A 16,322-nucleotide genomic window follows, 5' to 3' on the forward strand; every position below is an offset into this window, starting at 1 on the left:
CCTGCGCCCAATATGGGTGAGGGGACATGGACCGGCCGTACGACAGCTACATCATCTGCACCAATCCCCGGTCGGGCAGCACTCTGTTGTGTGGATTGCTGGCACAGACCGGAGTTGCCGGAAAACCGGATTCATTTTTTCGCGGTCCATCGCGGCGGTGGTGGGCGGATCACTTGCAGGTGCGCGAAGCCGTCGATCTGAACGATCCGGCTTTTTGTGCCGCCTTTCTGTCCGCCGCACAGACCGAAGGGAAGGGGGCAGGCACCCTCTTTGGCTTCCGCCTGATGCACGAAAGCTTGTCTGACCTGATGGCAATGGTCAGCTGCCTCCATCCCAACCTGAATGGTGACAACGCGCGGATATCGGCAATCTTTGGGCGCACGGCTTTTGTGCATCTGACGCGCGAGGACAAGGTGGCTCAGGCGGTTTCGTATGTTCGGGCCGAACAGACCGGAACCTGGCACCTGGCACCAGATGGACGGGCGATAGAGAACAAGGAAGCGCCTTTGCCACCACGTTACGACTTCGATCGGATTCACGCTCAAGTCTTGGAATTTGAACGACATGAGGCCGCTTGGCTCGCGTGGTTCGATCAGATTGGTGTGTCTCCGCTCACCGTTCGTTATTGTGATTTGGCGTCAGATCACGACAACGTAATGGGGCGCATATTAGGGCACTTGGGCGTGCCTGCCCCGACAGGCAATAAGCCTGTGCCGGAGGTGCGCAAGCTGGCTGGTGGACTGAACGAGGAATGGGCCGCGCTTTACCGGGGGGACCGAATTGTGCGCACGACCCATTCACTATCCTAGACGAGGTTGACCTCAACGCCGCCCGGATTCGAAATTCCGCTCTACCGGCCCGCCGTATTCCAGACGGACAAGTTTTGAATAGGATCGGCCCGCTTGTGACTCGGGGTTGTGGGGCCAGTTCGACCAGCGCGGGTCATCGTCTGGCACAATTTTTTCACCCTTGGTTTGAGTTTGTGGCTCACCGTTGGCCACAGCAAACGTTGGCAAATTCATGGCTGCAATTACCAGGATGGGTGTCAGTCGTTTCATGTCAGGAACCTCCGATACGGCCTGTTGGGACCGGTTGAAATGAGTCTGTTCTTACCAAAAGCCGATGTCCCAAACCTGCGCTTGTTGAGCCGTTTGGGCAAATCAACGACATTCACCGCTGCGTGAGGAGCCGACTTATTTCGGGCAAGTGCGTGCCAAAAGTGCTGTGATACCAATGGCAGTGATCGGTAGGCAATTTGGAAGTGCTGTATTGAAAGCCCTCGTGCCGGTTCAGCCATATTTGTGAATCAAGGGAGTTATTGTGGTTCTGCCGGGGTCCGACCCGGATCGCTATGTACCCCAGATGGTCCAAACCAGCGAGCAGATGAAGTTCGAGGATGATAACGGCCATGCGGGTTTTTGCATGACCAAGCAGCACATTCAGGTCGAAAGGGTCAAAACCACGACCAACCCGCTGTTGTGGAACATGCTCATTGGGGACAACGCCAAGACCTTGATGGTGGGGCAGGTCGGCGCGCTGAAAGTGAAATACGAGACAGAGGAATTCGTGGTCTGGCACCGCGTTGGCAATTTCGAACAAGATGAAGAGCTTGAGATGCTCGAAAACTATACAAAGGTCATCAAAGCCATTTCCTGAACCTTGCTCGCTGGATGTTCTGTATTCGCGCACAACCGCTGTGCGCAGGCGTTGTTGTGTTCTTCTTGCGTAAAGTTTAAATATGACTAAATTACTCAGGTAAAGTTCGTGACGATGAATGCAGGAGTATGACAATGGCGCAAGCAGAAGGACGTGCGTTGCAGGTTCTCAAGGCATGGAACCTGACACCAAACATGCGGCGCGTGGTTCTGGGCGGTGATGACTTGCACGGGTTTCCCGAGGGTAGCGAAAGCGGCTATATCAAGCTGATTTTCCCCGACGCGCCGCGCCCGCGACCCGACCGCCCGGCGATGCGGACCTTTACGGTTCGCGCCTTTGACCGTGCCGAAAACCAACTGACGGTCGATTTCGCCCTGCACGATGACACAGGCGGTTTGGCCGCCGCTTGGGCCAAAAAGGCTAAACTGGGCGATGACATTCTGATCTCAGGCCCGGGCAAGATCAAATGGATCGACACCTCTTCGGACTGGCTGCTGCTGGCAGGCGACATGACCGCGCTGCCCGCGCTTTTGTGTAACTTGGAGGCTCTGCCTTCAGACGCCACCGGCGACGTTGTGATGGAACTCACCAGTTCTGAGGACGCGCCAGAGGTGTCCCTGCCCGAAGGCATGACCCTGCATCTGATCATCAATCCGCACCCGGATGGGACGTCGACCACCTTTGTTGACAAGATCCGCTCGCTGACCTGGCACGACGGCGCCGTATCTGTGTGGGCGGCATGTGAGTTTAAGTCCATGCAGCAACTGCGGACATACTTCCGAAACGAGCGCGGGATGGATCGGACCAAGATCTACCTGTCCAGCTATTGGAAAGCGGGCGTGGCTGAAGACGAGCACAAGAAGATCAAAGGGCAGGATGCAGCCCGCCAGCAGGAACTGGAAGCGGCGGGCTGACAGGGACGGCCCGAGCAGGGCTGTCCGCAAGATTTTAGAGCGCAGCTTCGCTGCCCAGAACAGCGGTGTACTCGTTCGAGAATGTGCCGCCGTTGCCGTGCGCGATGGCGATGTTGACGTCATCCATCTGTCGCTTACCACCGTCCCCACGGATCTGCGTCGCGGCCTCGATCAGGCAGAACAGACCGTACATGCCGGGGTGCACGCAGCTCAGGCCGCCGCCATTGGTGTTCACCGGCAACGAGCCACCCGGCGCGATATGGCCATCGGCCACAAAGGCGCCAGCTTCACCCTTCTTCACGAACCCCATATCCTCAAGGAACAGCAGCGTGTTGATGGTAAAGGCGTCATACAGCTCGACTACATCCACATCCTTGGTGGTGATCCCCGCCATCTCAAACGCACGTTTTGAGCTTTCCGCCGCGCAAGTGGTGGTCAGCGTCGCGGCCTGCGCAATCTCGCGGTGTGAAATCGCGTTGCCACCACCCAGGAAATAGGCAGGCTTTTCCTGATAATCCTTGGCGCGGTCGGCCGAGGTCACGATGATCGCAGCGCCACCATCCGACATCAGGCAGCAGTCCAGAACCGTCAGCGGGTCTGCCACACTGGGCGAGGCCAGGTATTCTTCCATCGTCAAGTCGGCCTGCAGGGTCGCATCAGGGTTCAGCTGCGCCCATTTGCGGGCCGAGATAGCGACGTGGCCAAAGTGCTCCTTGGGTACGTTGAACTCGTGCATGTAACGCTGAGCGGTGAAGGCGTAGCCCGGAACCGGAACCATCGGCTCGTATGCGCGCTCCCACTGGGGTGTTTCGATCAACCCGTTCAGATCGCGCGCGGATTTCGCGTTTGAGCCATAGCAGATCAGCACGGTCTTACACAGGCCAGCCTGGATCGCCATGGTCGCCTCAACCATATACGACATGAAGGACGAACCGCCCACCATGTCCGAGTTCGCCCATGTGGGTTTGATGCCCAGATACTCGGCAATCGAGAGGGTGGGAAAGAAGTGATAGAAGGTGCCGCCACAGATGCCGTCGATTTCCGACAAGTCCATTCCAGCGTCGGCTAGGGCGTTCTGTGTTGCCTTGCCGATCAGTTCCATGGGCGAGGTGTTGGGCGTCTTGCCCAGACCCCAATAGCCTTTGCCGACGATTGCGGATTTGCCGCGCAGTGTGTGTGCCATGTGTGTAACTCCTTACGCGGGCTTGAAAAATACGGCGGGTTCGCCGGATTTGGCGTTGGGGCCAAAATCGGGGGTCATGACAACGGCCTGAACCTTCATGCCGATCTCGATCGCCTCGTTGTCGCAGTCGATGATGCGGGTGAACAGGCGCGGACCTTCGTCAAGATCGACCAGAACGTTGTTGATGTCGCCGCCGTATTTGGCCGGGCGACGGATGATGGTACTGGCGTAAACGGTGCCTTTGCCCGATGCCTCAACCCACTCCAGATCGTCGGCACCCGTGGTGGGCGACAGCGCGCGGGGGTAGAAATTGTATGCGCCGGTGGTCGTGGACCGCTGGATCAGGAACTTGCCAGCAGCCAGGCCTGCGCGGAACGCCGCGTCGGCCTGTGGGCTGGCTTCGGGGAGTGCAAAGTCAGTCATGTTGCTTCCTTGGGTTAAGCGGCGAACAGCGCCGCGTCATGTGTGGGTTCAGGGTTGAGGATGCGCCGCCGCAGCAGAGCAGCCTCGGGCAGCAGGCGGCAGCGCACATGGGCAGCAGCGGCCCGCAGCAACGCGGGTTCGGGGGCGCTGTAAGCGGCCAGTTCCATGTCGGCCCAGACCCGGCCGAAATAGACCAATCCGGTCAGGCGCATGTAATCGTTGACCGACGGCCCGATGTCGCCGCGCGGCTGCATCGCAGCGGTCGCCTGACGCCAGTCTTCGATTGCACCGGCCAACTCCATCGACGTCTCGCCGGTCGAAACCAGATCGTCGAACGCGGTCGCTGCCGCGCCGTCTTTGGTCCGGATGGCGCGACGGGCAACGCCGGTGGCCAAAACTCCATTGGCGCCTTCATAAATTGCCATGATCCGTGCATCGCGCATGATCTGTTCGACCCGGTATTCCTTGCAGAAACCGTATCCGCCGTGGATCTGCACGGCGAGGCTGCTTGTGGAATTTACCGCGTCAGTCGCAAAGGTCTTGCAGGTTGGTGTCAGGATATCAAGCAGGCCCTGATCGGCCCCCAGATCCATATCCACAAAGGTCTTATAAATCATCGCACGGCAGCCCATCGTATGGGCGTAGATGTCCAACAGCATCCGCTGCACGTCACCATGCTGGGTGATCAGCGTGGTGCCTTCCGCAGTTGTGCCCTGGCGGCGACCGGCGGCATGGGCGCGGGACCGTTGGAAGGCCACATCCATCTGACCCACAGCCTGCAACGACACGTCCAGACGCTCGGCGTTCATCATGGTGAACATTGCGGCAAGGCCCTTGCCTTCTTCGCCCAGCAACTCTCCACGCGCGCCGTCAAACGCCATCTGGCAGGTGGGCGAGCCATGCATGCCCATCTTGTCCTCAAGCCGCACGGTCTGCACCGTGTTACGTGTGCCGTCGGGCAGGACAGCAGGGCAGGCAAAGAGGCTCAGGCCCCGCACACCCGGTGCCGCGTCCGGCGTCCGCGCCAGCACCAGATGCACAACGTTGTCGGTATAATCATGATCGCCGCCCGAGATGAAAATCTTGGCCCCGCTGACCGCATAACCATCACCATCCGGAACAGCCATCGTCTTGATCCGGCCCAGGTCTGAACCCGCATCCGGTTCCGTGAGGCACATCGACGCCATCCATTCGCCCGACACCAGCTGTGGCAGCAACCGCGCCTTTTGGTCGTCGGTGCCAGAAGCTTTGATAGTGCGAATGCAGCCCTGCGCCAGGCTCAGCACCATTTCATAGGAAATGCACGCACCTGCCAGCATATCCGCCAGCACCGCGCCAAAGACATGGGGCAGGTCCATGCCGCCGAACTCTTCCGGCGCACACAGACCGGGCCAACCCGCCTCGGCATAGCGTTTGTAGGCGATCACCATCTCGGGTGGCATCCGCACCCGACCGTTTTCCAATTTCGCGCCGACCTCATCCCCGATCACGTCCAAGGGGGCAATCTCGGCGTTGATGAATTTGGCCAGCGCCGGGATCAGGTCTTCGGCCAGATCATCGCTCCAATCGGGCAGGCGCTCGGGCCGCCCGATGTGTTTCAGAACAAAGGCAATCTCGGCCTCGGATGCGGTATAATCGATCATGCGTGCACCTTGACCGAGGCGATGACGCGCTCGGGCCCTTCGTAAAGTTCGCACACCGCCGCATCGCGCAATTCCAGCGCCAGACGCTGGTTGATATAGCCTTTGTCGGTGATTTCATTTTTCTCGACCGACGGCGCGTCGGTCTGGACCAAAACCCGTCTCACGCGCGTCGCGCTTCCGGTCTGGCCCGCGTTATAGGCGCTCAACCGTTCCTCGATGAACGCGCGCACCGCCGGGTCACTGGCATAGCCCGCCAGATCGTCGACGCGACCGGCCAGCGACTTGCATTCATCCGCATTCAGAAACAGCAACGCACCGATGTCATTGCGGTTGTGCCCGGTGATGACTGCATCCGACACGATGGGCTTCAAGGCATCCAGCAGTGCAATCCGCAGGTTGCCCACGGCCACCCAAGTCCCGGTCATCAGCTTGAAGTTCTCGGACGTGCGCCCGTCGAAAAAGATGCCCTTGCTCAGGTCACCCTCATCCACCAGACGCCCCGCGTCCCCGGTCAGGTAAAACCCGTCTTCGTCAAAGGCCTCGGCCGTCTTTTCGGCGTTGTTCATATAGCCCGACGTCACATGCGGCCCGCGCACGCGCATTTCCAGCTTGCTGCCGTTGGGCAGGAATTTCAGCTCATATCCCGGTGTCGGCAGGCCGATCACGTCCGCACTTGGCACCGGGAAATGAACACAGGTGATCAACATCGCCTCGGTCGCGCCCCAGGCGCTGACGAACGGTACCTTCTCGCCCCGCTCGGCCACACCCAGCTCTTCGAGGCCTTCCCACAGGTGATCCGGCAGACCCGCGCCCGAGAAGAAAATCAACTGCAGCCGTTCAAAAAACGCCTTACGCAGGGCTGCATCCTCGCGCATCACCGGCAGCATCATGTCAAAGCCCTTGGGCACATTGAAATAGAGCGTCGGTGACACATCGCGGATATTGCGCATGGTCTTTTCAATCTCGCCGGGCACCGGCTTGCCGTCGTCGATATAAAATGTGCCGCCGTTCCATAGGATCTGGTTGAAGTTGAAGTTGCCACCAAAGGTGTGGTTCCACGGCAGCCAATCCACGATCACTGGCGGCTCGGCCTCAAGAAACGGCCAGATCTGCACCAGCGCCTGTTGGCTGGCCATCATCATTTCCTGATTGACGATCACGCCCTTGGGCATGCCGGTCGAACCAGAGGTAAAGAGGATCTTGGCAACCGTCTTGGGGCCCACGTTGGCCGCCGCCTTAACCACCGCATCACTCACTGGCGTGGCCAGCGCTGCGCCATAGCTCAGGTCACCATTGTCCGACAGCAGGGCAATGCCCTCACCACCCAGATAGTCAAACGCATTTGAAAACACCTGCTGATCCGCTGCATAAGCTATTCCCGGCGCAGTCACCGATACGATGTGGCGTAGCTTGGCCAGCGTCTTGTCATGCAGCGAGTAGGGGACAGAGACCGGCACAACCGGAATGCCCACATGCATCGCCGCCAGAGCCAAAACCCCGTGACGCACCGAGTTGGCCGACAGGATCAACAGTGGCTTTTCCGGCCCCAACCCCTGTTCCAGAAGAAACGCCGCCAAGGCCCGCACCTGCGCATGCGCCTCGCCATAGCTCACGCCGCTCCAGACATCGCCGGTGTCGCGCTCCATCAGGAACTCTCGGTCCGGTGCCTCAACCGCCCAATGATCCAGCTTCTCTGACAGGTTCTGCACTGCAATCTTAAAAGGCTGCGGGCTGCTCAAGGTAAACGCGCCATCCCCCAACTCGGTGCGCACCACCTCGGCTGGGGCAAACTTGGTGGCTGGGTAGGCCGATGTCATCGTCTCGCGACCATCTGTGGTCATTTCGTCTCACTCCCTGGCGCCTTCTGCCGGAATCACGCCCGTGACGCCGGTTTTGTCAGAATTAGACTACCCAATAGATTGTTAGTATGCAAATGTATTATTGAGCGTTCACTTAGGTTCGTAAATCGAGATAATTCGCCCAAAGGGACAGCGCAAGCCGATGGCAGATGTGCCGTTGTGTACCTTGGGCCGGGATATGAGGAGTTCGAAATGAAAATCGAAAACGCATCCGCGATCGTAACAGGCGGGGCTTCGGGGCTGGGCTTTGCCACCGCCAAAGCGTTAACCGAAAAGGGGGCCAAGGTGGCCCTCTTTGACTTGCCGGGCGACAAGCTTGAGGCATCGGCCAAAGAACTGGGCGCCGTAGCCGCGTCTTGCGATGTCACCTGCCCCGAAGGGGTCGCCGCCGCATTGGAAGCCACCATCACCGCCAACGGCCTGCCGCGTGTGGCGGTTAACTGTGCGGGTGTCACCCATGGCGAACGCATCGTCGGTCGCAACGGGGCGGCTTCGCTTGATGGATTTGCCCGCACGGTACAGATCAACCTGATCGGCACATTCAATGTCATGCGTCTGGTGGCAGAAAAGATGGGTCAGAACGACCCGCTCGACGACAACGAACGGGGCGTGATCATCAACACGTCGTCTGCCGCTGCCTTCGAAGGCCAAATCGGACAAGCGGCCTATGCTGCGTCCAAGGGCGGCGTTGCCAGCCTAACCTTGCCAGCAGCACGTGAGTTCGCGCGCATGGGTGTGAGGGTGTTGGCGATCGCACCGGGCATCTTCTCGACCCCGATGATGGATCTGCTGCCGCAGGACATTCAGGACAGCCTCGGTGCCAAGGTTCCGTTCCCCTCGCGCCTTGGCAAACCGGGCGAATTCGCGCAGCTTGCGGCCCATATGATCGAGAACACCATGCTCAACGGGGAATGCGTGCGCCTGGACGGTGCCATCCGTCTTGAGCCGAAATAAGGACGCCAGCAATGGAATACACCCATATCACCAGCGAGACCGACGGCAATATCGGTATCCTGACGCTCGACCGCCCGGCCAAGTTCAACGCCATCAACCACGGGCTGCTGCATGAGATCGAAAATTATTTCGAAACCTTGCCCGATGAGATCGGCGCAGTGGTGATCCGCTCCTCAGGCCAGCATTTCTGCGCCGGTCTCGACCTGCTGGAACATTCCATGCGCGATGCCGCAGGCGCCATGCACGAATGCCGCCTCTGGCACCGGATTTTCGACAATATCGAATACGGCCGAGTGCCGGTCGTGGCCGCGATGAACGGCGGCGTTCTGGGTGGCGGGATGGAGCTGGCCATGACTGCCCACATCCGTGTGAGCCAAGAGGACACGTTCTATGAACTGCCCGAAGGCCGCCGCGCCATCTTTGTCGGCGGCGGGGCCACCGTCCGCGTGGGCCGGATCATCGGTGCCAGCCGCATGATGGAGATGATGCTGACCGGTCGGCGCTATCTGTCGCAGCAGGGCATGGACCTGGGGCTGGCTCACTACGTGGAATCCAATGGCACAGTCTTTGACAAGGCGATGGAACTGGCCCGCCGCGTGACCGAGAATGCGCCGCTGTCGAACTATATGATGATGCAGGCCATTACCCGTATCAACGACATGTCCGCCAGCGACGGTTTGTTCACTGAAAGCCTGGCTGCTGCCATCGCCCAATCCTCGCCCGAAGCGCGCGCCGGGATGGAAGCGTTTCTGGTCAAAACAGGCAAGCGCGATAATGAGTAACTTCGCTCAGCGTCTGTGACCTAAGGCGAGGCCCACGGCCTTGCCAAATTTTTGTTTGACGGCGACTGGCGAGATATGGCCGGGTGTTCTCTGGATCTGCAAGAACTTGATTTGAAATGAAATAACCAACCGAGCGGCTGTTTTGTCCTAGTGAATCGAGCCGTCGACCCTTTTGCTTGCCTTCTCGTATCGACCATTTTGTGGTACGCTGCTCTTATTGTTGAAGTTCATTTTAGTAACGATAGGAGATGGATTATGTGTCTCTGCCACAATCCGATTAACTGTATTGTCCCCCCTCATATGCTGGATGTGATGTTGCTGCGCGGGGACAAATCCGTGCGCAAGATGGCTGAAAGCCTTCTCAAGATTGGCGAAAGCACGCGTGAAGACCGCGCCGCGAGCATGGGCTCGGGGGTGGTTCCGGCCAATGACGGTAGCGGGACATTTGTGTCCCATGCCATGGCCATGGGTGCGCCAGGCGCTCATACCTGCAACCGCGAGGTTTATGACGGTGAGGAAAAAGCCGCACTTCCCGGTGTTCTGGTGCGCGGTGAAGGTGACCCGCCCACGGGTGATGTCGAAGTGGACCGCGCCTATGAAGGGGCCGGGGCGGTGTTTGATCTTTACTCCGAGGAGTTTAACCGCAACTCGATCGACGGGTTCGGAATGACGATGATTCAGACGGTGCATCACCGTCGCAATTACAACAATGCTTTCTGGAATGGATTGCAGATGGCCTATGGCGATGGAGATGGGCGGATTTTCCAGACTTTCACCGAACTGTCGGTGATCGCGCATGAGATATCGCACGGGGTCGTGCAGCATTCAGGCGGGTTGATTTATCAGGGTCAATCCGGCGCGCTGAACGAAAGCTATGCTGACGTCTTTGGTGCAATGACGCAGCAGCGTAGGCTAGGGCAGACGGTTTACGAGGCCGATTGGCTGGTTGGGCGTGGTATACTGGGCCCCGAGATCAATGGCGTCGCGTTGCGGTCGATGAAAGCGCCGGGGACCGCTTATTCCGACGCGCTGCTGGGACAGGACCCGCAGCCTTATCACATGGATTTCTACGTCAACACGACATCCGACAACGGCGGGGTGCACATCAATTCGGGCATCCCGAACCACGCGTTCTACCTGTATTGTATGTACATGGGCGGCAACGCATGGGAGAAGCCGGGCCAAATCTGGTACAGGGCGCTTCAGCAAATCAACAATCCCCACGCAACTTTTGGCGACTGGGCGGCGCAAACGCTGGATGCGTCGATTTCGCTTTATGGAGCAGGCAGTTATGAAATGCTGATGCTGCGCCGCGCGTGGAACCTTGTTGGGATAGACGTCTGACGTTAGGCTTATGTCATGGGGTTTGTGACGGCAGGGTGTCTGGTGATGATGATCAAGATCAGCACGTCCGGTGGATTTGGCGGGTTGTCGATGGCCGGTGTGAGCAGGGTAGCAATGGTCGAGGATTTGCCAGCGGCGCAGCTCGACGTTTATTGCAAGGCATTCGCGCCGGACGCGCTTCAAGCCATGGCGCAGACTTCCCCGCCTGCTGGTCGTGCCGATACGGTGACCTATCAGATCACGGTGACCGACGCAGATGGCGCGCATCAGTTCGAGCTCGACGAAACCCAACTGCCTCCGGATCTGCTCGACCTGATTGACGCTCTGCCGCAGGACTGATTGTGAGCGAACTTGGAATTCAAAAACGGCCAGCAATGGATGTGCTGACTGGTTGAGATTTGATGTCCCTGAAGTATGCCAGAGCTGATCGGGGAGGAAGAAATGGGGAAAGCTGGAAGAGAGTTTGCTTTCCCCTGAACGCGACCGGAGCAAAGGGAGAAGCCGGTCTGCATTCGATTTCGGAACACCGGGACCTCATGTGAGAGCTTGAGAAAAGGTCCCGGTGTTTGGATCAAGGACCGAGGCCCTTGAAGTCACTAGTCCACGAAGGCGCGTTCCACCACAAAGGTCGACGGCTTGTTGTTGGCGCCTTCGTCCAGGCCGAACCCTTCGAGGGCGGCCTTGGTGTCCTTGAGCATTTCCATCGAACCACAGATCATGCCGCGGTCGGTTTCGGGCGAGATCCGCGGAACGCCCAAGTCCTCGAACACTTTGCCGCTGGCCATCAGGTCAGTGATCCGGCCTTTGAACGGGTAATCTTCGCGGGTGACGGTGCAGTAGTGGCGCAGGTTCTGGGCCATCTGACCGACCAGCGGATCCTCTTTTAGGACTTTGACCAGCTTTTTACCGTATTCCAGTTCGTTCACATCCCGGCAGGTGTGGGTCAGGATGACCTCGTCAAATTTTTCATAGGTTTCCGGGTCGCGGATGAGCGAGGCAAAGGGCGCGATGCCGGTGCCGGTCGAGAACATCCAGAGGCGTTTGCCAGGTAGCAGCGCATCGTTGACCAGCGTGCCGGTGGGTTTTTTGCGCATCAGCACAGTGTCGCCCACCTTGATCTTTTGCAGATGCTCGGTCAGCGGACCGTCCGGCACCTTGATCGAGTAGAATTCGATCTCTTCATCCCAGCTGGGCGAGGCGATGGAGTAGGCGCGGAACACCGGCTTTTCGGCGTTCGGCAGGCCGATCATCACAAACTCACCCGAGCGGAAGCGGAAGGTTGAAGGGCGCGTAATGCGGAATTTGAACAGCCGGTCCGTGAAATGCTCGACCGAGGTTACGGTCTGCGCAAAGACGCCAGCGGGGATCGGGAATTCGGTCTTGGGGGTTGCGTCAAGCGACATGGGTCTCTCCGTAGCGGTCAGGCGGCAGCCGGGGTTTCGGACAACAGGCCCAGTTTGCCTTCTTTGCCGTTCCAATTGTCGGCGTCGGGCAGGGGGTCTTTCCTTTCGGTGATGACCGGCCAATGATCGGCATATTTGCGGTTCATCTCGACCCAGGGTTCGGCGTCATCATCGGTGTCAGGACGGATTGCATCGGCAGGGCATTCGGGTTCGCAAACGCCACAGTCGATGCACTCATCAGGGTGGATGACCAGGGTGTTCTCACCTTCGTAAAAGCAATCCACTGGGCATACTTCGACGCAGTCGGTGAATTTGCAGTTGATGCAGTTGTCGGTCACCACATAGGTCATCGGCGCTCGTCCTTTCGTTTGTATACCAATGAATAATAGACTCGGGAAACAGCTGTCAATACGTTTGTTTACGTTCAATAAACCAAAGCGCATGGCGCTTGACGGATGCTATGTTTATATTAGTATGCAAACAATAATTGAGCAGAAACCAATCGGAGGAACCCATGTCCGCAAAGCTTGTCATCAAGAACATCGGCCTGTTGTTGTCGGGCAAAATGGAGGAGCCGATTCTGGACGGCGACTGCTTGATTGCCATTGATGGTAAGATTCACGAGTGGGGATATGAAAAAGATCTGGACTGCGAAGGCGCGGACACTGTTGTGGATGCCAATGGCGTCACCCTCGCGCCCGGTCTGATCGACAGTCACATTCACCCGGTCGTGGGCGATTACACTCCGCGCCAGCACCAGATGCACTGGATCGATTCCACCCTGCATGGCGGTGTGACCACTCTGATCTCGGCCGGTGAGGTGCACATGCCCGGTCGCCCCAAGGATATCGTCGGCCTCAAGGCGATGGCGATTGCGGCGCAGCGTTGGTACGAGAACTTCCGCCCCTCGGGCATGAAAGTCCACGCTGGCGCACCGGTGATCGAACACGGTATGGTCGAAGAAGACTTCAAGGAAATGGCCGATGCTGGTGTCAAACTGTTGGGCGAGGTCGGTTTGGGCACCGTCAAGGACGGCAAAACAGCCAAACAGATGGTCGATTGGGCCCGCAAATACGGCATTCAATCCACCATCCACACCGGCGGCCCCTCGATTCCGGGTTCGGGCTTGATTGATGCGGACATGGTTCTGGAAACCGGCACGGATGTAATCGGCCACATCAACGGCGGCCATTCCGCGCTGCCCGATGATCAGATCATGTGCCTGTGTGAAAGCTGCACCGCAGGTTTGGAGATCGTGCACAACGGCAACGAGCGCGCGGCATTGCTAACGCTGAATACCGCGCGCGAGTTGAAACAGATGGACCGGATCATTCTGGGCACTGACGGCCCGGCCGGTTCGGGTGTGCAGCCCTTGGGCATCATGCGCATGGTGGCGATGCTGTCGTCGCTCGGCGATGTCCCGGCTGAGATCGCGTTCTGCTTTGCCAACGGCAACACAGCGCGGCAGCGCGAATTGGACACGGGCCTGATCAATCAGGGCATGTGCGCCGATTTCGTTCTCATGGATCAAGCGCAGCACGCGCCGGGCAAGGACATTCTGGAATCGGTGCAACTGGGCAATCTGCCGGGCGTTGGCATGACCATCATCGACGGCAAGGTGACGTCGGAACGCAGCCGAAACACACCGCCCGCAACGCGCCTGCCACAGGTTGTAAGCTAAGGCAAAAAACTCCCCGAACTGACCCTCAGATGGCTTGCGCCGCCGAGGGATATTATTGAAAGGCACCTGAATATGAGCGCACCCTTGCAAGGTCTCAAAGTTGTGGAGCTGGCCCGCATTCTGGCAGGACCATGGATCGGGCAGACGCTGGCTGATCTGGGGGCCGAGGTGCTAAAGGTCGAAAGCCCGGATGGCGACGACACCCGCAAATGGGGCCCGCCGTTCATCGAACGGGACGGGGACAAGACGGCGGCTTATTTTCATGGTGCCAACCGTGGAAAAGACAGCATCGCGCTGGATTTCGGGGATGCAGGTGATCGGGCCAAGCTTCTGGATCTGATCCGGGATGCGGATGTGTTGATTGAAAACTTCAAGGTTGGCGGTCTGAAAAAGTTCGGCCTCGATTATGAAAATGTCAAAGCGCTTAATCCGCGCCTGATTTATGCGTCGGTCACTGGCTTTGGTCAGGACGGGCCTTATGCGCGTCGGGCGGGCTATGATTTCCTGATTCAGGGAATGAGCGGCATCATGGATCTGACAGGTGATCCGGCGGGCGAGCCGCAAAAGATTGGTGTCGCCTTTGCCGATATCTTCACTGGGCTTTATGGCGTCATTGGCATTCAGGCGGCGCTGGCTGAGCGAGAACAGTCGGGGCTGGGACAGCACGTGGACCTGAGCCTGTTGGACTGCATGACGGGCGTTTTGGCCAATCAGGCGATGAACTTCCTTGCCTCGGGCAACTGCCCAACACGTTTGGGCAATGCGCACCCCAACATCGTGCCCTATCAGGTGTTCCCGGTGGCAGACGGTCACATCATCATCGCCTGCGGCAATGACAGGCAATATGCCACGCTCTGCGCTATTCTCGATGTGCCAGAGTTGATCGAAGACGCGCGTTTTGTGGCCAATTCCGACCGTGTTGGGAACCGTGATGCTTTGACCGAGCTGCTGACCGAAGCCTGCCTGAAATGGGGTAAATTGGACCTGTTGGCGGCGCTTGAAAAGGGCGGTGTACCGGGTGGGCCAATCAACTCGGTTGCCGAGGCGTTGAGCGATCCCCAAGTGCAGCATCGCGAGATGCAGATTGCACCCGAGGGCGTGCCCGGCCTACGCACCCCGATCCGCTTTTCGCGGTCCAAGTTGCAGCTGGACAAGGCATCGCCCAAGCGGCCTGTCAGGTCATGACAGTTTGCGCAGGATCTTGACCAGGTTGCGCTGTTCCGCGGCTGTCAGAGGTTTCAGCGACTCTGCCGTGATCTCGCGCCCGACTTCTTTCATTCGCGTGACCACTTCTTCGCCTTCAGAAGAGAGCGAAATCATCGTGCGGCGCTTGTCGTTGGGGTCGGGGGCCGTGACCGTCAATCCCTTTTGACGGAGCCGGTCGACCACTCCTTTGATTGTGGCCACATCCATCGCCGCCAGACGGCCAAGATGGTTTTGCGAACAGGTGCCTTGTTCTGAAATCCGGATCAGGGCCGAAAACTGCGTCGGTGTCAGGCTGTTGATGGTTTTCGATTGAAATATCGTGGCGTGGCGTTGGCTGGCCAATCGTAAGAGATACCCGACCTGGTCATCCAGTCGATAGTCTGTATCTGCCACTTCTGTCATCCACTCATCCGCCAATTGAAAAACCATTAGAAGTATAACAAAAACCTGCATATCCACAACGGGTATTCCGGGCAGAGTACTACCTGGGCAGGTGTCAGAACGCCAAACAATTGCTTGAGATTTCAGGGTTCTGATCAACGCCTTCAAAGGCCCAGTCGTAGCAGACCGAACCGGTCTTGATGATATAGGTCTGGCCCGATACGGGCCGCGCTAAGTGCGGGTTCATGTGTCAAAGCGATCGCGAGCTCCAACCATTTCAAACCGCCTTAGGTTAATTCGGAACAGGCGAGCGGCCTGCTTGGTCATTGACACCAAGTCCAGCAGCGCTAACGACGTAGGCGGCAATGAGCGTGGTGACCATCATAACGACCAGATTGACGAACATAACGACCAGATTGACGAATTGCAGAACAATTGAAGTCTGCGGAAAGACAAGGATGGCAAAGGCATTGAGTACAAATGTCAGAACGGCGGCCACAAAGACTTCGCCACTGATCCGCTGATCCATTGACCCACCTACAGGCTGACGGCTTTATTTGGGATATTCAGGGCACCGCCCAGATCGGTCAGAAAAGCACTCGGAACAAAGGCGGCAGAAATGCGCCATGCCTGACTGATGCCAAGCACTCCGGTCATCTCGCGGCCTTGGGGGCCGAACGGACAAGAACACCTAAACGGGTTATGTGGAAGAGAAGCCAAATGCCCAACAGAACTGAGGAACCAATGGTGATCAGCGCCAGGTCATGTTCGGTGATGCGGATAGCGGTGGCCGGATCGCCCGTGTCATCGCGGCCAACCAATTTGAGTTGCTTGCTCTCGGTCACACTTGCAGCGTCGAGCTGTTCGATCCTCAGCTGCCAACCCTTCATTTT

General features: G+C 58.3%; 20 protein-coding genes. 9 read left to right on the top strand and 11 right to left on the bottom strand.

Features of this window, described 5'->3' with window-relative positions:
* The first annotated feature begins 26 nt into the window (after nucleotides 1-26).
* Nucleotides 27-809, top strand: coding sequence for a Stf0 family sulfotransferase (locus tag G6R15_RS03215; RefSeq protein ID WP_164658343.1), 783 nt, complete (start codon nucleotides 27-29; stop codon nucleotides 807-809).
* Nucleotides 810-821: 12 nt separating this feature from the next.
* On the opposite strand, the gene G6R15_RS03220 is transcribed toward G6R15_RS03215, so the two are convergent.
* Complete coding sequence (locus tag G6R15_RS03220) at nucleotides 822-1,058, bottom strand: hypothetical protein (RefSeq protein ID WP_164658344.1); 237 nt, start codon at nucleotides 1,056-1,058, stop codon at nucleotides 822-824.
* A gap of 304 nt (nucleotides 1,059-1,362) precedes the next feature.
* On the opposite strand from G6R15_RS03220, the gene G6R15_RS03225 reads away from it, so the two are divergent.
* Together G6R15_RS03225 and G6R15_RS03230 are read left to right on the top strand one after the other, a co-directional pair.
* Nucleotides 1,363-1,656, top strand: coding sequence for a hypothetical protein (locus tag G6R15_RS03225; protein ID WP_164658345.1), 294 nt, complete (start codon nucleotides 1,363-1,365; stop codon nucleotides 1,654-1,656).
* 134 nt (nucleotides 1,657-1,790) lie between these two features.
* Nucleotides 1,791-2,570 (top strand): siderophore-interacting protein, encoded by a 780-nt coding sequence (locus G6R15_RS03230; RefSeq protein WP_164658346.1) that lies wholly within the window; start codon nucleotides 1,791-1,793, stop codon nucleotides 2,568-2,570.
* A gap of 34 nt (nucleotides 2,571-2,604) precedes the next feature.
* Here the strand turns inward: G6R15_RS03230 and G6R15_RS03235 are convergent, their stop codons facing one another.
* From G6R15_RS03235 to G6R15_RS03250, 4 genes are read right to left on the bottom strand one after another with little or no spacing between them, the layout of a single operon-like run.
* On the bottom strand, nucleotides 2,605-3,753 hold the full coding sequence (locus G6R15_RS03235; protein ID WP_164658347.1) for an acetyl-CoA acetyltransferase: 1,149 nt from the start codon (nucleotides 3,751-3,753) through the stop codon (nucleotides 2,605-2,607).
* A 12-nt stretch (nucleotides 3,754-3,765) separates the two neighbouring features.
* Entirely contained in the window at nucleotides 3,766-4,176 is a 411-nt protein-coding gene (locus G6R15_RS03240) for a Zn-ribbon domain-containing OB-fold protein (RefSeq protein WP_085794536.1), read from the bottom strand.
* 14 nt (nucleotides 4,177-4,190) lie between these two features.
* On the bottom strand, nucleotides 4,191-5,819 hold the full coding sequence (locus G6R15_RS03245) for an acyl-CoA dehydrogenase family protein (RefSeq protein WP_164658348.1): 1,629 nt from the start codon (nucleotides 5,817-5,819) through the stop codon (nucleotides 4,191-4,193).
* Complete coding sequence (locus G6R15_RS03250) at nucleotides 5,816-7,660, bottom strand: feruloyl-CoA synthase (RefSeq protein WP_164658349.1); 1,845 nt, start codon at nucleotides 7,658-7,660, stop codon at nucleotides 5,816-5,818. Before G6R15_RS03250 ends, G6R15_RS03245 begins: the two co-directional genes overlap by 4 nt.
* 210 nt (nucleotides 7,661-7,870) lie before the next feature.
* Here G6R15_RS03250 and G6R15_RS03255 point away from each other — a divergent pair, with 210 nt between their 5' ends.
* From G6R15_RS03255 to G6R15_RS03270, 4 genes are all read left to right on the top strand, one after another.
* Nucleotides 7,871-8,632 carry an SDR family NAD(P)-dependent oxidoreductase gene (locus tag G6R15_RS03255; protein ID WP_164658350.1) on the top strand — a complete coding sequence of 254 codons (762 nt, stop codon included), beginning with the start codon at nucleotides 7,871-7,873 and terminating at the stop codon, nucleotides 8,630-8,632.
* A gap of 11 nt (nucleotides 8,633-8,643) precedes the next feature.
* Nucleotides 8,644-9,414, top strand: coding sequence for a crotonase/enoyl-CoA hydratase family protein (locus G6R15_RS03260; RefSeq protein WP_164658351.1), 771 nt, complete (start codon nucleotides 8,644-8,646; stop codon nucleotides 9,412-9,414).
* Nucleotides 9,415-9,714: 300 nt separating this feature from the next.
* Nucleotides 9,715-10,758, top strand: a complete 1,044-nt coding sequence (locus tag G6R15_RS03265) for a M4 family metallopeptidase (protein ID WP_205520462.1) — start codon at nucleotides 9,715-9,717, stop codon at nucleotides 10,756-10,758.
* Nucleotides 10,759-10,773: 15 nt separating this feature from the next.
* The gene (locus G6R15_RS03270; protein WP_164658353.1) at nucleotides 10,774-11,097 is read left to right on the top strand and encodes a protealysin inhibitor emfourin; all 324 of its coding nucleotides are present in this window, start codon (nucleotides 10,774-10,776) and stop codon (nucleotides 11,095-11,097) included.
* A gap of 257 nt (nucleotides 11,098-11,354) precedes the next feature.
* Here G6R15_RS03270 and G6R15_RS03275 read toward each other — a convergent pair whose 3' ends face one another.
* Both G6R15_RS03275 and fdxA read right to left on the bottom strand, forming a co-directional pair.
* Nucleotides 11,355-12,161 carry a ferredoxin--NADP reductase gene (locus G6R15_RS03275; RefSeq protein WP_164658354.1) on the bottom strand — a complete coding sequence of 269 codons (807 nt, stop codon included), beginning with the start codon at nucleotides 12,159-12,161 and terminating at the stop codon, nucleotides 11,355-11,357.
* Nucleotides 12,162-12,178: 17 nt separating this feature from the next.
* Nucleotides 12,179-12,511, bottom strand: coding sequence for a ferredoxin FdxA (fdxA, locus tag G6R15_RS03280; RefSeq protein ID WP_164658355.1), 333 nt, complete (start codon nucleotides 12,509-12,511; stop codon nucleotides 12,179-12,181).
* A gap of 164 nt (nucleotides 12,512-12,675) precedes the next feature.
* Between fdxA and G6R15_RS03285 the strand changes: the two genes are divergently transcribed.
* Complete coding sequence (locus tag G6R15_RS03285) at nucleotides 12,676-13,842, top strand: amidohydrolase family protein (RefSeq protein WP_164658356.1); 1,167 nt, start codon at nucleotides 12,676-12,678, stop codon at nucleotides 13,840-13,842.
* 72 nt (nucleotides 13,843-13,914) lie between these two features.
* On the top strand, nucleotides 13,915-15,027 hold the full coding sequence (locus G6R15_RS03290) for a CaiB/BaiF CoA-transferase family protein (protein WP_164658357.1): 1,113 nt from the start codon (nucleotides 13,915-13,917) through the stop codon (nucleotides 15,025-15,027).
* On the opposite strand, the gene G6R15_RS03295 is transcribed toward G6R15_RS03290, so the two are convergent.
* The 4 genes from G6R15_RS03295 to G6R15_RS03305 form a co-directional block, all read right to left on the bottom strand.
* Complete coding sequence (locus tag G6R15_RS03295) at nucleotides 15,022-15,477, bottom strand: MarR family winged helix-turn-helix transcriptional regulator (protein WP_164658358.1); 456 nt, start codon at nucleotides 15,475-15,477, stop codon at nucleotides 15,022-15,024. The genes G6R15_RS03290 and G6R15_RS03295 overlap by 6 nt on opposite strands.
* A 67-nt stretch (nucleotides 15,478-15,544) precedes the next feature.
* Nucleotides 15,545-15,676, bottom strand: a complete 132-nt coding sequence (locus G6R15_RS22980; RefSeq protein ID WP_255456112.1) for a hypothetical protein — start codon at nucleotides 15,674-15,676, stop codon at nucleotides 15,545-15,547.
* Between the two features lie 45 nt (nucleotides 15,677-15,721).
* Complete coding sequence (locus tag G6R15_RS03300; RefSeq protein WP_164658359.1) at nucleotides 15,722-15,958, bottom strand: hypothetical protein; 237 nt, start codon at nucleotides 15,956-15,958, stop codon at nucleotides 15,722-15,724.
* 124 nt (nucleotides 15,959-16,082) lie between these two features.
* Nucleotides 16,083-16,319, bottom strand: a complete 237-nt coding sequence (locus tag G6R15_RS03305) for a hypothetical protein (protein ID WP_164658360.1) — start codon at nucleotides 16,317-16,319, stop codon at nucleotides 16,083-16,085.
* Between the last annotated feature and the right edge of the window lie 3 nt (nucleotides 16,320-16,322).

The sequence above is a fragment of the Tropicibacter sp. Alg240-R139 genome, from assembly GCF_900537075.1.
GTDB lineage: Bacteria > Pseudomonadota > Alphaproteobacteria > Rhodobacterales > Rhodobacteraceae > Falsiruegeria.